Genomic DNA, 17765 nt, shown 5'->3' with positions numbered 1-17765 from the left:
TTCAAAACTAATATTTACCGCTCTTTCGAAAAAGAACATGAACATGTAATTCTAAAGCTATTACCATTCCAACAGAATGGTAATGAATTGACTGTGCCGAATAACTACAAGTAGTTAAACGTATTGGTCACTCAGTTCATTGAAATCAATTTGTTACCGAAGTAACTGTTACTACCTAAGTAATAACGTTTTGATATTCATCAACGAGTGCCCACACAGATTGATAGGTTTAAATTGTTAAAGAGCTTCTCTTCGTTGTGACTTACATCACTTCGGAAGAGGCGGCCATTCTAGCTATTTAATTCTCAGTGTCAAACACTTATTCGGAATTAATTTCTACTTTTAAAAAGTAAAAGCGAATCATCGCTTAAAGCTAGTTGCCTTACTAACATTCTTCGCTGAAGCCTTATGGCGTCTGCCGTGTCAGTGAGGCGGCATTATAGAGATCATCGAAAACATGGCAACCCCTTTTTTGATAAAAATTCAAAAAAATTGCTTAAGCGTCTACTTTTACGTCAAAACCCTCTTTCATAGGCCAAAGCTCATACAATCAAGAGCATATAACTTAGAATTTCGCGACTAGATCTTTCGAGAATGTCTCTATATCCAGTTCGATACTCCACTTTTCACTAAGCTCCATTATGTTATCTAGAGATTTCTGAACCGTTTTTATTGTCAATGTATTGTTATCTAGGTCGTATACCTGTTTTTGCGTGGTGTAATAGAAGTAAAGGATAGTTAATGCTTCTCGGTCGCCTTGCTCAGCTCTTGGTTGAATACGCTTTAGCTTACGATAGATTTGATTGTGAATCTGTTTCAGGTTCCACACATAAAGCGCTTCTTTAAAGTAATCATGCCCTTTCACACGGCTCGCAATAAACGCATTCAAGGCGACTGATAAAATCACCCCGAGTACATTCAAATGGAAATTACCCGTCGCTTCCCCTGTAACGGAGCCAGCTGAACCAAAAAGCTCAATCAGAATGCTACCAAATACAATGGCAAACAAGGCTAGTGACCCAACCAATGAAACCAACAGTAGGTTCATCTTCTTTCTATATTCTTCTTTATTAATCTTCTGTAACTTCATCGACTACTTCCTTATGTAATACCAATCGTAGTAAATAACTGTTCACCCTAGCTGGTTAAAACGCTTGATAACTGCGTTAGAACTTTTGATTGTAGAATAACTACTTATCGAAAAATTCTGCCTTGTTCTCCAGTCTTTTTCCTGCGCTATTTCTGATCACTTACTTACTGTGATTGGTATAACAACCATCAATCCAATATTGAGTGCCTCTTTACAGTGGCACTCTGACATTTCTTTTGCTGATCGCTAGCACGGGGGCACTAGTTAAAAGCACGAGCCAAAATGCCATTCCCTTGATATTGGTAAACACTTGAATTACTACTTACAAAGACCGATTCTCCGGGTTTAAGAGAAACTGACCGTCCTTCTGAAGTGACGGTCGCCTCTCCTTCCACACAGAACAAGATCTCCGCGCTACGTAAATACTGTGACTTGCTCTCATCAGTCGCAGACAAGATATCAAAGCCAAAGTCATCCACTGGAATCGGATAGCTCATCTTGCCCTCTTTCAATACAGGCTTAAGACGAATATCTTCTGGCTTAATCGGCTCAAAGATCGTGTTATCGATAAGCTCAGGAACGTCTATGTATTTGGGTGTAAGACCGGCGCGCAGCACATTGTCTGAGTTTGCCATAATCTCCAAACCTGTGCCTTGAACATAAGCGTGAGGTGTTTCTGCGAACAGGAACATCGCTTCACCGGGCGCCAGTTCAACCGTGTTGAGCATCAATGGGGCAAACAAACCAATATCACCCGGATAGTGCTGTTTGAATTCAATGCTGTATTGCAGAGCTTCACGCCCCATGACCGTTTTAGCTGGTCGCGCATGTGCAGCATAAAGCTCATTAAGCGCAGACGCTTTACGGTCACCTTCAAGAGACATAATGGCGCTAAAGAAAGACTTCAGAGAATCACTGTCGGCATTGGCTTTAAGCACATTAAGTTCAATCGCTAACGAAGGAATATCGGCTTCTTCGAACAAGGCAATAATATCGTCGATTGGACGAAAGCCATTCATCGCTTGGTACTCAGTGATCGCGTAAACCAATTCAGGTTTATGGTTAGAGTCTTTATAATTACGATGCCCTGCAGTCAGAGGGATTCCTGCTTGCTCCTCTCTCGCAAAGCCTAACTCGGCTTGGTGCTTGTTTGGGTGGACCTGGACCGATAGCGCTTTTTCTGCTGCCAAGATCTTAAACAAGAACGGCAGTTCACCGAACTCCTGCGCAATATCAGTAGATAAATAAGCGGGTTTATTCTTGTTAATCAGCTCAGAGAGAGGCACCAAATGTTGGTCAAGCTTAACCATTGAGCAACCTTTTGGATGCGCTCCCATCCAAACTTCCGCTTGCGGCTCTTGTGACTCATTCTTAAAGCCAAACAGTTCACGTATCGAAGAAATACTCCCCCATGCATAATTTTGGATGGTGTTTTCCATTGGGAAAAATGAGTGTTCTGAGAAGTGGCTGAGTGACATGGCGTTTTCCGTAGTGAGCCCTTTGAACACAATTCAGAGAGCTGATTTCTAATAACGTAAATAATTAGAAAGACTACAGAGAGCAGCTAGAACCCACATGAGATGAGGTCTTAGACGCAATAGGAAAAATTCTTAGAAACAGGTGAGAACCATGAAAAGCGTGAAAAGAGTCACATTTGAATGCTACGTAAAAAAAAGCTGAAGATAGGGTAGCTGCATAATAACCAGAGGACCATTAGCAGCTATCTTATTTACGAAGAAATCCCTTAAAAGCCAGAGCGAACCTCTGCACTTTTCTGAGGCGATTGAGCTTGTAAGAAAGGCAGTAGCAGCAAGCCAATAACGGCCGCACAAGTCGAGATGGTAATGAAGAACCCACTCCAGCCATAAGTTTCTAGAACGAGCGCTAATGGGTAGCCAGAAAGTGCAGCACCCATATAGGCAAATAAGCCAACAAAGCCTGTCGCAGCTCCTGCGGAGTCTTTATGTGAGCATTCCGCGGCAGCCATACCTATTAGCATTTGAGGGCCAAACACAAAAAAGCCTACACAAAACAGCCCAGCCGCTTGAAACACAAAGTTGGTTAGAGGCATAAGCCATAAAGCGGATACTGAGAGGAAGATACCAATCGCGAACAGGATATTCATGGGACCACGGTTACCACCAAACAGCCTATCCGATCCCCATCCAGCAACAAGTGAACCAACGAAACCGCCAATCTCAAACAGAGACAACGCAGCGTTGGCGTTTATCAAACTATAATCGTGCTCTTCGGTGAGATATAAATTGCCCCAGTCGTTAACTGCCGTTCTTACGATGTAAACCAACACATAGCTAAAGGCGAGCAGCCAAATGTACTTATTGCTGAACACATAGGTTTTCAGGATCTCTCGATAGCTTAACCCTTGCCCATGGCTCTCTTGCGCCAATTCTAGATGGTCATTGCGCCACTTCCCTACCGTCGGAAGCCCCATGGTCGTGGGCTTATCACGTAAGCGCCAACAGACGATAAGACCAATAAAAACACCAATCACACCCGGCCATATAAACCCAGATCGCCAACTGTATTGGAGAGTTAGATAGCCGACGAGAATAGGAATCAATGCCCCACCAACGTTGTGTGCTGTATTCCATATAGCCCAGCGAAAGCCTCTTTCGGAGCGAGAATACCAGGTCGTCAATAACTTGGAACACGATGGCCAGCCCCAACCTTGGAACCATGCATTAAGCACCCAAAGCGATATAAAAGCAGCCAACGAACTAGAAAAACCAAACGCGATATTGATCAAGCCTGTCGCGATTAGGCCGAGCCCCATGAAGTAACGCGGGTTCGACCGATCCGATATGGTGCCTGAAATAAACTTAGATAAGCCGTAAGAAAGATAAAAGAGCGTGCCAATCAAGCCGATATCGCCTTTGTCTAAGCCAAGATCGGTGATCATGGCTGGCGCGGCATAATTAAAGGTTTTACGAGTGAAGTAAAAACCTGCATAGCCGACATACATTCCTATCATGATGTGAAGACGCCAATAACGATAACGCTGATTGACCTCATCATCGCTTAGAGTATGACTTTTTGACGTTGTTGAGCGCAGAAATCCAAACATATTCGTTCTCACACTTTAGGTAATGTAACGCTGATATTAGTACCCGAAGAAGAGTCATTAGCGTTGATTGCCATCTTGCCACCGAGCGCCTGAACACGCTCTTGCATACCACGAACACCCATTCCTTTGAGAAGATCCTGCGCTGTAAAACCAACACCATTGTCTGTAATTCGAAGATAAGCTTGATCATCTAGAATCAGTTCTATTCTAATTTCACTTGCTTCAGCATATTTGTGGGCATTGTTTAAAGACTCTTGGCACAGTCGGAAGAGAGTAACCTTGAGCGTGTCACTCAAACATGAGTAGTCACCGTGCCAATTTAGCTGGATATCAACGCCGTGATCTGAAAACTCCATTTCCCGTATGAGCTGTTCAACGGAGTCCTTCAGGTCAAGGTCGTCCAACATTTTTGGTCTTAGCTTTGTTAGCAAACGCTTGGTGGTGTCATAAACATTCAACGACAATGATTCAATCGTACCAGCACAGCGAACGCTCATTTCAGCCGCATCGACACGTTTGATAATGCTCGCTTGAGTCCGAATTGCCGTGATGTTCTGGCCTATCTCATCATGTAACTCACGGGCAATATCACGACGAACCGATTCTTCAGCCGTGATTAGCTGACGGGAAAGGTTTTGATTCCTAGAGAGCTCACTGCGTAATTTCGAGTTGAGATCTTTTTGTTTTTGAACAGCTAAACCAAGCAAAATACCTGTGATGGTCTGAGCGGAAAGAGACAAGAGTAAATCAGTAATTTCGAGTTTGGACGTGCCACTGTGGGCTGCAATCAACGCGACGCTATTTAGCAGGGTAGCGAGCAAGGCGCCTTGCCATCCATAACGAACGGCGAGCAAGATAATAGGGATAGCCATACAGAACGGGGCGAAGCGCCTTAGCTCATCTGGCAAACTGGTTTGTATCAAAATACTGACGACCAACAAGAGGCTGTATAAAGCGATGTGACGGATTTTGAACTCAATGACATTGTTGATTAAGTAAGAGCTCAGTGGCGCCCACTTGTTTTGGAATAGGTAATTCCATACCAGATAACACATCGGCACTAACATCAAACCACCTGTGGTGCTCACCAACCACACCATGTAAACAGCCGGAACATGAGAACTGACCGCGGCAACATTGATGAGTGCTGTGACCATGATTAAGCTCGCCATCACCAACAAGTGACGATTCAGGTCACCAGAATAATAACGTTTGGCAATTAGAGTGGCTGGAATACTTAGTCCACTGGCGATTAGTATCGTCAGCCATTGAGGTTCATCAAGTAGGAGAGCTAGGGCAATCGCGAGCCCCCACTCTGCAATATAGATAGCAGGCCAATAGTGAGTGCGAGTGTGCAGCGTCATTCCTAACCGGAGTGAGAATGGGAAAAGCAGAATGGCTAACTCAGGGTCATTAATGAAATAGAAGGCAATAACCCATAAACAGAACCATGCACAGCCAGCCATAAAAACCCCGCATAAGGAGGTGGCTAGATAAGAACGCATTAGTACTGGTCTTGAGCGAACAATTTAGCTAACTCAACGTTGTTCTTAACATTGAGTTTGTCCATGGCATTGGCACGGTGCACATGTACCGTTTTATGGCTAACCCCTAACTCGACAGCAATAGATTTCACGTCGAGCCCTGTCGCCAATAACTGGCACACTTCGCTTTCCCTGCGGGTGAGCTGATTTAACGAGGCTTTATTCTTCATTGGTGTCGCAAGTTTTATGGCGATATCTGGCGTAAGGTAGCAGCCGCCATTTGCGCTCGTGTGTACGGCCTGAATTAACTCATCAGGGCTACAGCGTTTACTGAGATAACCTTTAGCTCCTAACTCTAATGACTTTTCAACCATCGCCGGAGAGTCATGTACGCTCAACATAATACTAGCAATGCCAGATGGAATCTCTTCCAATAAGCTCAGGCCACTTTCATCTTGCATTGAAATATCCAAGATAACGACATCAGGGTGACAACTTGGCAGTCCGAGGCGCGCTTCTGCCGCAGAGTTAAACTCCCCCACGACCGTTATATCAGTTTCAAGACTGAGTAATTGAGCGAAGCCAGATCGAACAATGACGTGGTCATCAACAAGCGCAACATTAATCATGATATTAACCAAAATTAAGAGTGAGAAAGAAAAATAGCCCCAACAGGAGCTATCTAAAATTAAGTTTATTGGTAGAGATGATACTGAATCGAACTAACGATTGGTATGATCTCACGTGCTTTAAACCAATAAAGCACGTGAAACTATCTACCCGAAACTCTCTTTGCGAGAACAAGTACTCAGACAAGCTACGCGTTTTGAGCCGCTAGGTGCATCTTCTTCGCGTGACGAATCTTCTTCTCTTCCGCAATAGCAACGAACAACAGTAAAACAATACAAATGGCAGCAGAAGTATCGAGTGCTGCAAATGTCCCTTTCCAACCTGTTAAGCCGAAAATAGGCGTTCCGTCTGCAATCATGCCTAGGCCAAGTTTGGCAAAACTGTCACCAATTAGGTAAGCAAATGTGCCTTTCACGCCATCAGCCACACTGATTGCTTTCTTAGGAACAAAACCTACCGCAGCAACACCAATCAACAGTTGAGGACCGAATACTAGGAAGCCAAGTACGAATAGTGATGCTAGGTACATGAACTCGCTCGTTGCATGCTGATAAAACTCTAGAGATACAATAATCAGTCCAAGCGATACACAAGCAACTAAAGCACGACGTCCGTTAGCAAGGTCTGATAAATAACCCCACATTAATGTACCGACCAGAGCGCCAACTTCAAACAGAGTAAAGCCTGAAATAGCCGTTTCTTTTGATAGACCTAACTCTTGATACGCATAAACGGTAGACCATTGATCGATACCGATACGAACAATGTACAAAAAGATATTCGCGAAGCAGAGTAACCAGATCACTTTGTTTTTAAGGATATATTCAACAAAGATCTCTTTCTTAGTCATTTGATTTTCTTCAGCAATAGTATCTTCTTCGCTGATTTCTTCGTCAAACAACTCTTCAACTGTACCTAAACCGTATGCTTCTGGAGAGTCGTTACCAAAACGCATCCCAATAAAACCAACCACAATCGCGATGATCGATGGGAACACGAACATACCAATTACGTTGCCATCAAAAAAGTAGTTAGCGCCAAACAGCGCTACACCAGCAGCACCTGCACCACCTACGTTGTGTGACATGTTCCAAAGACCTAAATACGACCCACGCTTATTACGAGGCGTCCATTTAGTAATAGTCGAATAACTTGAAGGACCACCGGTACTTTGAAAGAAACCACTCAATGCGTAGAAGGCAACCATCATGAATAAGCTAGCGCTGCCTCCACCCAAGCTGAAGCTAAAGCCCAACATGGCAAGGCCAGATAGGATAAGCATGAATGGCAGGAACTGCTTGGTGTTTTTGCCATCCGCGTAGTAGGAAACAACCGTTTTACCAATACCATAAGTAATTGAAAAGCCAAGACCAATAAGACCTAGATCGGTCATTGATAATCCATAAGTAGAAATCATGTCGTTTTGCGCGACATTGAAGTTCTTACGGATTAAATACATGGTCAAATAGCCAATGAATACGACTAGGTACGATTGTAGGAATGGTTTAAACCACATTTTTCTTCTAGTTTCGACCGGAAGATCCAGCGTCGGTTTTCTAACCTGATCTAGGAACTTTAACATTGTGAACTCTCTTATTATTGATGAGGTCTGCACGGAACATTACTGACCATGCACTCTTTGCAATTCGATGATGAAATAATAAGGAGTCTAAAAAGCGACCGCATGAGAGAGGGTCTTAGAATAACTAGGAAAAATTCTTAGTTCAGAATTGGGAGTCAAGAAAGCGTGAACAGCATCACTTTATTTAAAATGTGTTATGCCGTGAAGAGGTATTGGAAAGGTGTCGTTAGTTAAGATATTTGGTAGGTGCCCCAAGCAAACTAAACATCGATTGTATTGAGCAGTTTATTGAAATCTAAAGTGGCTAATAAAAGCCACATTAGATTCGCTTTACGGTATCGTAACCTAAACGATAGATAATAGAGTTTAATTATTCTTAGACACATCCAACTTATTCAGCAACGACGGAAAACCCCAACCGTTCTCGCCTTCGACCACAGGTTCTCCGGTCAAATACTCAAACAGCGTTGGCGCTAAAGATCCGTTGGCTTCAATTTTTAATGGTAATGAGTTCTCACCAATTGGCGCTCCCCAGAATCCGATAAAGGCATCTTTTTCTAAGTAATCCTCACCAGCATGACGGCCCGGTACCTTGGTGTTGTAGCCAATTCCCGCTTTAGGGAACAAGTTAACCGTGCCAGCCCTATCTTCAAGGTAGATATTAGCCAGTTGATTCACTGAATCTGGTCGAGGTGTTGGTTGCGTCAATGAAGTCCACTCAGCACTGCTACACCACGTTGTCACATCCGCCTTAACCGCTCGGTTAATACACTTTTCTACTAATTGAGAGTACTGTGAAAAATCAGCTTCGCTTGGTGATGCTAGGTATGGATTTAACCTTTGCGTATTGAGTAAAATCGGCGCTCGGTTGTCTTCCAATGACTCATAGAAAAGCTTGTCACCTTCACGTGTGATCAATTCATCGACCCGTTTTAAATCACGGTTGCCAATCACACGAACAGTGCAACGTTGTTGATCACATGTACTTTCTCTTACGACCATATAATCAAGACTTTCAGGCAAGCGTTGCGCTATCTGATTGATGATGTCGATATTCTGACCAACTGTCGCAGCAATCGGAGACCACTGCGTGAGTTCTTGGTAAACCGGCTGAACCTGCCACCCTTGAGCCGAATTAAAGAAATCCATCATGAAGTTACCACCAGCCGTCGAGGCGACCACCACATCCAATTCCTTCGAACTTGGGTAGCTTAGCGCATTGGTGATTTTAGGCCCTTCCCCCTCGTCTGAAGATATCTTCTTAACCACAATTGGATACGCTAGCTCTGCTTGTAAGCCTTCAAATACCTGCTTTTCTGGATTGAGCGCGTAGAACACCGGCGTTAAACCATGATCCCCTGCCATCCCCCATAGCGTTTTATCGTAAACGCCTGCACTACGGTAAGTCGCTTCAATCTGGCGAATCCAATAGTCCAGTCGATTGAGCTCTCCGGTCGGCATCAGAATTTCGTCACTAAAAGGACCGGTAAAGTGCGCGAAGTGATCCGGCCATGGGTTATACACCAAGGTGTAGTCTGGCATCCCTTTTCCATCTAACTCGGCAAACTGAGTGATAGACTGTTTAACCAGAGCTCTCTTTGAAAACTTAGTGAAAAAATCAAAGCCAGATATAGTCTGATACGCTTCAATATCTTCAATCAAGGCTTGACGCTTTTCTTGCAAAACCACTTCGACTTCTGAACGTTCTTGAAGCTCTTTAACGCAGCGTTTCTCACCATAATCACGTAGTGACTCACCCAAACCTAGGTTTACTAACCCATCGTAAGTAGTGTGAGCATTCCAATCATATTGAGCGTTGCAGTTCAGCGTTTTTAGGTAATCAAGGCGATCAAACATGGTTTGTACCTTATTGTCTGCCATCAACACATCTAACTGCAGGGCATCATTACCAAAGAAGTAATACGCTCGGTCGATCTCTCGGTCGACAAAGTGGAAATTAGGGATACCCGTTCCACCGTTACCAGACACTTTTGCACCCGTTTTGATGATAGGTAGGTTACGTACGCTGATTGTGGGAGTTGAAGAGATACCCACTCGGCTAATATTGTCTCGATGCTCTTGATAGAGCTTTTTGAAGAACGGAAGATAATTCGGATCACGATAGGTTTGTTCAGACAGAACTTCCATGAAACTCACTTGTTGTTGATGCTCAGGCTCAATCACCGTTTCTAACTGAGGTTTGTATTGCGCTCGGTTTTTATGGTTCTGATAAGCCACCGAAATGAAAGGTGAATCTTCATCGACCAACCCCTCAATCAACCCTTGCTGTAAACCATCGACCGTCACTTGGACCGCAAAACGTTTTTGCTGTTGGGATTCTAAGAATTGAATGAGCGCATCAGGCTGGTCACTGAACGCTTGTTGCATCCAATCATCGAGCGCTTCTGCACGTTCTTCTTTAAACACAAATTGTCGATAAGCTTTAAGCAAGTTTAAGCGCACAAAATCAATGAGAGTGATGGTAAGAGCTTGTGCTTTGTTATTCGGCTTATCAGCGTTTTCTGGTTTGCCATCTTCTGCAATCGCCAGCATTGCAGACTTCATATCGCCGTCATCCATTCCCAATGCCGCTTTACCGATCAAATCAACGATGATCGGTTGAATCTGAGCGATGATCGCTAGATCTTCAGGGCTATTGGTTAAGTATGTGTAATTCGCAGGGAGCGTGTCCATATCCTGCCAGACACCAATTTCGAATAACGCATCGTAGATAACCACCATGTTGGCAATGAACTGTTCATCGATACGAATACCTTCATGATGTCCCGTTGCTTCAGTCGAGGTATCTGGCTCGTGATGCTCTGAGGTTGGCTTATCTCCAACATGATAGAGGCTATGTTCAAAGCCCTTTAGCGCCTGCTTATCATAAACCGTCGACAAGTAAGATTTGAACACATCTTCACTGCCCAAGCCTGAATAGCGGTCGTAATAACTATAGAGAAAATAACCCAAAGGAATTGAGTACGTCGGGTTAGATAACTGAGCAACGACTCTGGCTTTTGTTTTGACATCTAAAGGGAGAGCGAGAATATACGCATCTAATGTAACGCCACCAATGGTGAAAAGAGCTGCATCACGAGTGAGTTTGGCAGAATAACTTAGGCTTGAAAGCACCTGATTTTTCAACACTTCACTGGAGCTAAACACGCCACCAATGACGGGCGTTGTTGATATATCAGCGGCACTCGGAGCTGATGCAAGCGCCAACGATAAGGCACTGAATAAACTGGCGTAACTGCGAACGTGAGAATAAGAGCTCATCAAATTTCCTTTAGATCAACACACTTCTATAAATGCAGCGTATTGTTTCAGTTTGCATTTATTAGTCAACCTATGAAAACGTTTGTTTTCTGATTCGAAGAGCTCGAATACTCTTACAATCGCTTACCGCTACCGTCTTCCCACATCACTTCGCATTCGTCTTTAATGGCCGCTTTCAATAGTTCAACTAACGGGAAAGCTCGGCTACCGATATTAACAGGCGCTTCAACAACCTCTTCATTATCGTCATCGGTATTTTCTTGTTCTACCTGCTTGCTCTGCTCAGCGGCGATCGCAGCACGCAAATTACTTAACGCTTGAGAAACCTCTGAAGCATCAATTGCTCCTGGAATAGTGCCACTATGCCCAAGCATCTTAATGAACTGAAGACCGACTTCACCAAACATCGTGACGCTAGCATGAGCTTTGCAACTAAAGGTAATTAACATTATGAGCCTCTATCAAATTTAGGTATCTATAAACATTAGCTATCTACAAACTATGTTGAGTAACGTATTGGAAAGCAAGTAGATAATAGCCAAGTAACTTCCTGCAACTAGAACCGTGATTGTTTCACTAACGGATACATCTGCACCGTTAGTGACGCGCATCACTATTTATTATGAGTCACTCATCATTTAAATATGAAACCTTGATAGTAGTCACACTAAAAAGGTCACTAACACTCTGCTATGACTTTTATTTCATCTACTATTAACATCAATCATCAAAATCTTTGGCACAAATCACATGAAAAGGCTCGTCGGCAGACACCTAGAAGAAATGGCGGACATACGATCCACTCGCAAGCAAAAAATTGTCCACTCCTTTTCACTGGCTGCCGCTGCGTTATTCACATTCTACACTTGGGCTTACTTCCAAGGTCAGCATTACACTCTGTCAATTTTCGAACTGTGTTTTGCACTTATCGCTATCTCCAATGCATTTTACGTGAAAAAAGTCACTGCCGCTGAGTATTCAGAATTGATTCTAAGTGGTGTTCTGCTCGTTCAAGGAGTCATCCTATTCTTGTACAGTCACGCCATTCCCGAGCGGACACTCTGGCTCTACCCGATTTTGGCTGCCGTCATTTTCATAAACGATTTCAGAATTGGCATTATATTCAGTACCTCATTTTGTGTATTTATCAGCACCTTGATTACAGCTATGCCTAGCAGCTTTTCTTTACCTTTTAGCAGCTCACACCGGTTTATTCTTAGCTTATTTACAATGAGCTTGGTATGTCACACATCAGCTTATTACTACACAAAAGCCGTCAGTTATATTCAACGCCTATATAAAGAGGGGATTGAAGATCTGGCCTATAGAGACCAACTAACAGGCTTGGCAAACCGTTGGAGCTTTGAACGCTGGGCGACAGAAAAACTTGCGACAGTGGATAGTGAACGCTCACTGACTGCATTAGTTTTTTTGGACATAGATGACTTCAAAGGCATTAATGATAGCTACGGGCACGACGTCGGAGACAGTGTTTTGCAGCATTTTGCGAATCGTTTAAGCAACAACATCCGAACCAGAGACAGGGTAAGTCATGAATACGATTATTCGATTGCGCGCTTTGCTGGAGATGAGTTTGTTTTGATGCTCTACGATGTACCAACTCGCAAAGATCTAGACGGTATTTTAGATCGGATTTGTGGGCTATTCGAAAGTGGTTGCCAGACAAACGAGAGAATCAAGGAATTGACACTCAGTGTTGGGGTTTCGTTGTACCCGCAAGATGCTCAAGAATTACATGAGCTGACGAGATGTGCTGATAAAGCGATGTATGTTGCCAAACATTCAGGAAAAAATCGATACGCTTATTATCACGATAATCCCGTATCGACCTTGATAGAAGAGCTACCAACGAACCTCCCCTTCTCAGAATCGGAATCATCTGAGCTTGAAGGTTGTCTTGAAGCGAAGGTCGAAGGGAGCAATGTTACGTTATTAAAAACGCGTCCACGCTAGCCTGCCATATACATGGCCCATAAACTCACTAAGCCAATAACAATAATCCAAACGACTTGTCGTACTAAATTTCGATTTTCGTTCTTAGATTTAGCAACGGTTTTAAAAGCGGCTTGCTTAGCCGAGTGTATAAAAGGCCCATCTGCCTGGTGCTTTCTAACACGGCGCTTAACCGCTTTATTCGCAACCTCTGTAAAACGCTGACCTTGCTCCGTTGTAAAATCGTTATCAAAGCCCATCCGACCTTGCCTTTCGCCATGTTTTTGCTGTACTGCCATAGCGGCCTCCTTGGCGGTCTGCTCTCTATTCAAGTATAGACATAATTTCATATTCTTACCTGTTCAAAATTTTCGAATAAGTCACTCAACACTGTGCCATCTTCTTTTTAAATCAAATTACATAAACTACAGCTATTCAAGTTTATGAGGATTTCAAAATGACGAGTGTAAGAGCAGTAGATCATGTGATTGCAGCACACGCTACCTCCGATGGTGACGGCGTAAAAATACAAAGACTCGCTGGTTTCAATAACACGCGTTTCTCTCCATTTTTAATGATTGATGAACTTAAGTCGGATGAAAGCAAAGATTATGTTGGCGGCTTTCCTCCACATCCTCACCGTGGGATAGAAACGCTCACTTACATGCTGCAAGGTCACTTCCAGCACAAAGACCACATGGGGAATGTTGGAGAGCTTCGCAGCGGTGGTGCACAGTGGATGGCCGCGGGTCGTGGTGTGATTCACAGCGAAATGCCAATGATGGAAGAAGGTGCACTGCATGGATTTCAGATTTGGATAAACCAACCTGCAACACACAAGATGCTGCTAGCTCAGTATCACGATTTCCAAAATGAAAGCGTTACAGAGCACCAAAGTGAGCAAAGTGGTTTATTGAGAGTTATTGCGGGTGGATTCGAACTGCATAACCTAGCTGACCATGATGTAGAGGCTTTACGAACGCAAGGCCCACTGCAACAAACTGGTGTGCCGTTAAGCGTAGCGGATTGGCGATCTCATTCTGGGCAAAAAATAACATTAGGGACAAATGTTAATCACAATGCCATGACTTACGTGTACCGAGGCAGTATTAAGATCGGTGATAAAGTCATCAACCAAGGTCAACTTGCGTTACTCACTAAAGCTGACTTGCTGTCTTTGAGTAGTTTAGAAGATTCAGGTGTACTGATTTTTTCTGGTGAGCCGATTAATGAACCTGTTGTGCACTATGGTCCGTTTGTCATGAACTCGATGGAAGAAATTGAACAGACGATTCAGGACTTCAACAATGGCGTTTTTGAGACTTACTAATTGACGACGTCTTTGCGCTTTTAGCTTTGAATTGAAGTTAAAGATTGAAGAGATTTTGCAACGAACAACAATTTGGTCATCCATTTGATGACTGTAAAAACAAGTGACACTATCCACTGCCGGTTATTATCACTTATTTAACCACGCTCCTAGAGCGTGGTTTTTTTCTATTAAGCCATAGATAAACGATACTCTGGTTGAACGAACTCAGGCCTTCCTACAAGTATTCACACAGGTAAGCTGTCGCTTCTTTAACCTGTAAATCGAATGAAGAGTCACCCGCAACGTCAAAAGACTCACCAGATTGGAATGTAGTCCAATCGTCATCGCCAACACGCTTTACAATTAAAGCACCTTTAACAACAGTCATCTTTTCCGGAGCTGCAGTACCGAATGTGTATTCACCAGCGGCCATCACACCAACACTCACATCAGCACCAGACTGGTTAAACGCTAACGACTTAACACCGCCTTCAAAGTATGTATTTTCTTTAATCATTGTACTTCCTTGTTATCTCAAAATTGCATTACTAGGCTCAACGAATAAGCCTATGCGTAAATTTAGGTGCTAATTGTTTTAACCAATTCGAGACTGTCCTACAAGAAATAAATGAATATAGCTTAGGATCTGTTGACCTTTCGAAGTTAAATTTCGTTCGAGATGAAATCATTTTAGGCGTGGCATTGGGTATACAACCTAATCATTCTAAGTAAATATTCCTTAACAAAGCATGAAGACTGAATGTGTGGGTAAAAAATCACTGAGGCAGTTTGATTCAAAAGAACATTCGATCCTGCTTCTAACTCTTATAAGAACCTTTGCAACCTATCGTTTTATTTTATAGAATCATCACCAGTATGAGTAACTAAAATGAAGAGATAATGGCTAAAAATACCACGAAAAGCAGCGATATATTGGCCAATTCGTTACTCTACGCCTTCTTAATGGCTGGCTTTATGATTGCCCTCTCCGTCGGCTATTTTGGCTACCAAGCCTACCAAAAATCTGTAAGCCCAAGTAACGTCCATGGCACATGGATCGAGATTGGTGCTCCACCTTACAAAACAGATATTCTTACACTTTCCGATGATGGTGTGATGATGAACTATCGTTTCATCAGTACCTCGTTTGATTTTGATGGTAACGATGTCACGATCAATACAGGTTCAGGCCCAACGATTTATACCATTAGCGGTACCTACAATTCACCTCGTTTAAAGCGGCTAGTGCCGAACACACCATCCAAACAATTCATAAAAGAAGGGTATGAAGATACTGTAGCGGGTGAGACTCAAGGACTCATGCAGCAACGACGCTCAGTATTAGCTGAACAATTCAAAAAATAATACTTTCAACAGCGCTTTGTTTAGTAACCCCTCTTACATCAATACTACCTGCCCCTTACAAGCACCGGTATGACGAGCTTAAGATTGTGATGCCGCTTCAGTTTGCGATATTTAATAATAGCTTACCGCACTTTTTCATAACTTCATGTCGTGTAATTTCACTTATGAGACTTTCCTTCTGAGTGCGGTTTATTTTATAAAACATGGACTCAGCCTCTCATTCATTAAGCAACAGAATTGTAACAAGATACAATTTTTTAGTTGTCCATCGAAAACGGATTTATTTTCAGTCATGAAATTAAAACTCTCTCGAATACTGACGGGGAAGCTCCTTCAAAACTGACGGGAGCCGATTCTAGGACCACTTGGTTCTAAACCTTCAAGGAATGAGAGAAATAGTATGATTCGTATAAACACCTGTGCTGCGAGTATTGCTCTAGCGCTATCTGGTACAGCATTGGCCGCGCCAACAGCACCTAGCATTGATATGTACGGTTCCAACAACCTACAGTTTTCTAAAATTGAACTCGCGATGGAAACCACCTCTGGCTACAACCAGATGGTTAAATATCACGATAAAGCAAAAGTCGACGTTAAGTTCAACCAATGGAGCGGAACGTCAGGAAACACGTACAACATCTACTTTGATGGCGTTAAAGTAGCCACAGGCCCAATCACTGGCAGCCAAACCACAGCTTCATTCGAATACGGCCAAGGCGGCTTATTCGATATGGAAATCGAAGCGTGTGACGAAACAGGTTGTAGCAAAAGCGCACCCGCTAAAATCACGATTGCCGATACCGATGGATCACACCTAGCACCACTTGCGATGAATGTGGATCCAAACAACAAGTCATACAACACAGACCCAAACACGGTAGTCGGTACTTACTTTGTTGAGTGGGGCATCTATGGCCGTGATTACACAGTCGATAACCTACCTGCTGACAATTTGACCCATATCCTTTATGGCTTCATCCCAATTTGTGGTCCTAACGAATCAGTAAAATCAGTGGGCGGCAACAGTTACAACGCACTCATGACAGCATGTCAGGGCGTTAACGATTACGAAGTGGTGATTCACGACCCTTGGGCGGCTTTCCAAAAGAGCTTCCCGCAAGCGGGTCATGAATACAGCTCCCCTATCAAGGGCAACTACGCAATGTTGATGGCGCTAAAACAGCGTAACCCTGATTTGAAGATCATCCCATCGATTGGTGGTTGGACGCTGTCTGACCCATTCTTCGACTTCACAACTAAAGCTAACCGAGACACCTTCATTGCATCGGTTAAGAAATTCCTTAACACGTGGAAATTCTACGATGGTGTAGATATTGACTGGGAGTTCCCTGGTGGAGGCGGTGCGGCGCCAGACCTTGGTGACCCTGTGAATGATGGCCCAGCTTACATTGCACTGATGGCAGAACTGCGCACTATGCTTGATCAACTAGAAGCGGAAAACGGTCGTACTTACGAGCTAACATCAGCGATCGGTGTTGGTCACGATAAGATTGAAGACGTGAACTACGGCGAGGCTATCCAGTACATGGATTACATCTTTGCAATGACTTACGACTTCTACGGCGGTTGGAACAACGTTTTAGGTCACCAAACAGCACTCAACTGCGGTAACTTCATGCGCCCTGGTCAATGTGATGGCACAGGCCTTGATGAAAATGGCGAACAGTACACTGGCCCTGCTTACACCACAGACAACGGCATCCAATTGCTTCTTGCGCAAGGTGTTCCAGCGAACAAACTTGTGGTTGGTACAGCGATGTACGGTCGTGGTTGGGAGGGTGTATTACCGTCATCACTTTCAGATCCTAGCGATCCAATGACAGGCGTGGGTAATGGCAAACTAACCGGCAGCTCTGCGCAAGGCGTATGGGAAGATGGCGTTATTGACTACAAAGGCATAAAAGCGAACATGCTTGGTGCAAACAACCAAGGCATCAACGGCTTTGAATATGGCTACGACG

Annotated in this window: 14 protein-coding genes; 4 read left to right on the top strand and 10 right to left on the bottom strand. The window is 43.6% G+C overall.

Features of this window, described 5'->3' with window-relative positions:
* Window positions 1-565: 565 nt before the first annotated feature.
* The 8 genes from AB4496_RS13125 to AB4496_RS13090 form a co-directional block, all read right to left on the bottom strand.
* Window positions 566-1090: a DUF3087 family protein gene (locus tag AB4496_RS13125; RefSeq protein WP_009846286.1), complete on the bottom strand. Its 525-nt coding sequence runs from the start codon at window positions 1088-1090 to the stop codon at window positions 566-568.
* Window positions 1091-1350: 260 nt separating this feature from the next.
* The gene (gene manA, locus AB4496_RS13120; protein WP_372131115.1) at window positions 1351-2568 is read right to left on the bottom strand and encodes a mannose-6-phosphate isomerase, class I; all 1218 of its coding nucleotides are present in this window, start codon (window positions 2566-2568) and stop codon (window positions 1351-1353) included.
* A 266-nt stretch (window positions 2569-2834) separates the two neighbouring features.
* Complete coding sequence (locus AB4496_RS13115; RefSeq protein WP_009846134.1) at window positions 2835-4175, bottom strand: MFS transporter; 1341 nt, start codon at window positions 4173-4175, stop codon at window positions 2835-2837.
* 8 nt (window positions 4176-4183) lie between these two features.
* Window positions 4184-5680, bottom strand: coding sequence for a signal transduction histidine-protein kinase/phosphatase UhpB (gene uhpB, locus AB4496_RS13110; RefSeq protein ID WP_032499231.1), 1497 nt, complete (start codon window positions 5678-5680; stop codon window positions 4184-4186).
* On the bottom strand, window positions 5680-6288 hold the full coding sequence (uhpA, locus tag AB4496_RS13105; protein ID WP_009846132.1) for a transcriptional regulator UhpA: 609 nt from the start codon (window positions 6286-6288) through the stop codon (window positions 5680-5682). Before uhpA ends, uhpB begins: the two co-directional genes overlap by 1 nt.
* Before the next feature lie 188 nt (window positions 6289-6476).
* Complete coding sequence (uhpT, locus tag AB4496_RS13100; RefSeq protein WP_009846131.1) at window positions 6477-7871, bottom strand: hexose-6-phosphate:phosphate antiporter; 1395 nt, start codon at window positions 7869-7871, stop codon at window positions 6477-6479.
* Window positions 7872-8237: 366 nt separating this feature from the next.
* The gene (locus AB4496_RS13095; RefSeq protein ID WP_102257669.1) at window positions 8238-11153 is read right to left on the bottom strand and encodes an alkaline phosphatase family protein; all 2916 of its coding nucleotides are present in this window, start codon (window positions 11151-11153) and stop codon (window positions 8238-8240) included.
* A 113-nt stretch (window positions 11154-11266) separates the two neighbouring features.
* Window positions 11267-11602 carry a DUF1840 domain-containing protein gene (locus AB4496_RS13090; protein WP_017100906.1) on the bottom strand — a complete coding sequence of 112 codons (336 nt, stop codon included), beginning with the start codon at window positions 11600-11602 and terminating at the stop codon, window positions 11267-11269.
* Window positions 11603-11936: 334 nt separating this feature from the next.
* Here AB4496_RS13090 and AB4496_RS13085 point away from each other — a divergent pair, with 334 nt between their 5' ends.
* Window positions 11937-13127 (top strand): GGDEF domain-containing protein, encoded by a 1191-nt coding sequence (locus AB4496_RS13085; protein ID WP_102257705.1) that lies wholly within the window; start codon window positions 11937-11939, stop codon window positions 13125-13127.
* Here AB4496_RS13085 and AB4496_RS13080 read toward each other — a convergent pair.
* Window positions 13124-13405 carry a hypothetical protein gene (locus tag AB4496_RS13080; protein WP_009846127.1) on the bottom strand — a complete coding sequence of 94 codons (282 nt, stop codon included), beginning with the start codon at window positions 13403-13405 and terminating at the stop codon, window positions 13124-13126. The two genes, AB4496_RS13085 and AB4496_RS13080, sit on opposite strands and share 4 nt — an antisense overlap.
* 158 nt (window positions 13406-13563) lie before the next feature.
* Here AB4496_RS13080 and AB4496_RS13075 point away from each other — a divergent pair, with 158 nt between their 5' ends.
* A complete protein-coding gene (locus tag AB4496_RS13075) occupies window positions 13564-14436 on the top strand; it encodes a pirin family protein (RefSeq protein WP_102257670.1) in 873 nt (290 codons plus the stop codon).
* Between the two features lie 217 nt (window positions 14437-14653).
* On the opposite strand, the gene AB4496_RS13070 is transcribed toward AB4496_RS13075, so the two are convergent.
* Window positions 14654-14935 carry a pyrimidine/purine nucleoside phosphorylase gene (locus tag AB4496_RS13070; protein WP_009846125.1) on the bottom strand — a complete coding sequence of 94 codons (282 nt, stop codon included), beginning with the start codon at window positions 14933-14935 and terminating at the stop codon, window positions 14654-14656.
* 383 nt (window positions 14936-15318) lie between these two features.
* Here AB4496_RS13070 and AB4496_RS13065 point away from each other — a divergent pair, with 383 nt between their 5' ends.
* Both AB4496_RS13065 and AB4496_RS13060 read left to right on the top strand, forming a co-directional pair.
* Window positions 15319-15783, top strand: coding sequence for a DUF2850 domain-containing protein (locus AB4496_RS13065; protein ID WP_065679371.1), 465 nt, complete (start codon window positions 15319-15321; stop codon window positions 15781-15783).
* 400 nt (window positions 15784-16183) lie between these two features.
* Window positions 16184-17765: glycosyl hydrolase family 18 protein (locus AB4496_RS13060; RefSeq protein WP_372131113.1), on the top strand; the 1582-nt coding region annotated here is incomplete at its 3' end.

This window comes from Vibrio sp. 10N.222.46.A1, from assembly GCF_041473595.1.
Classification (GTDB): domain Bacteria; phylum Pseudomonadota; class Gammaproteobacteria; order Enterobacterales; family Vibrionaceae; genus Vibrio; species Vibrio tasmaniensis_A.
Note: the sequence above shows the minus strand (reverse complement) of the source record. Positions and strands in the feature narration are given on the sequence as shown.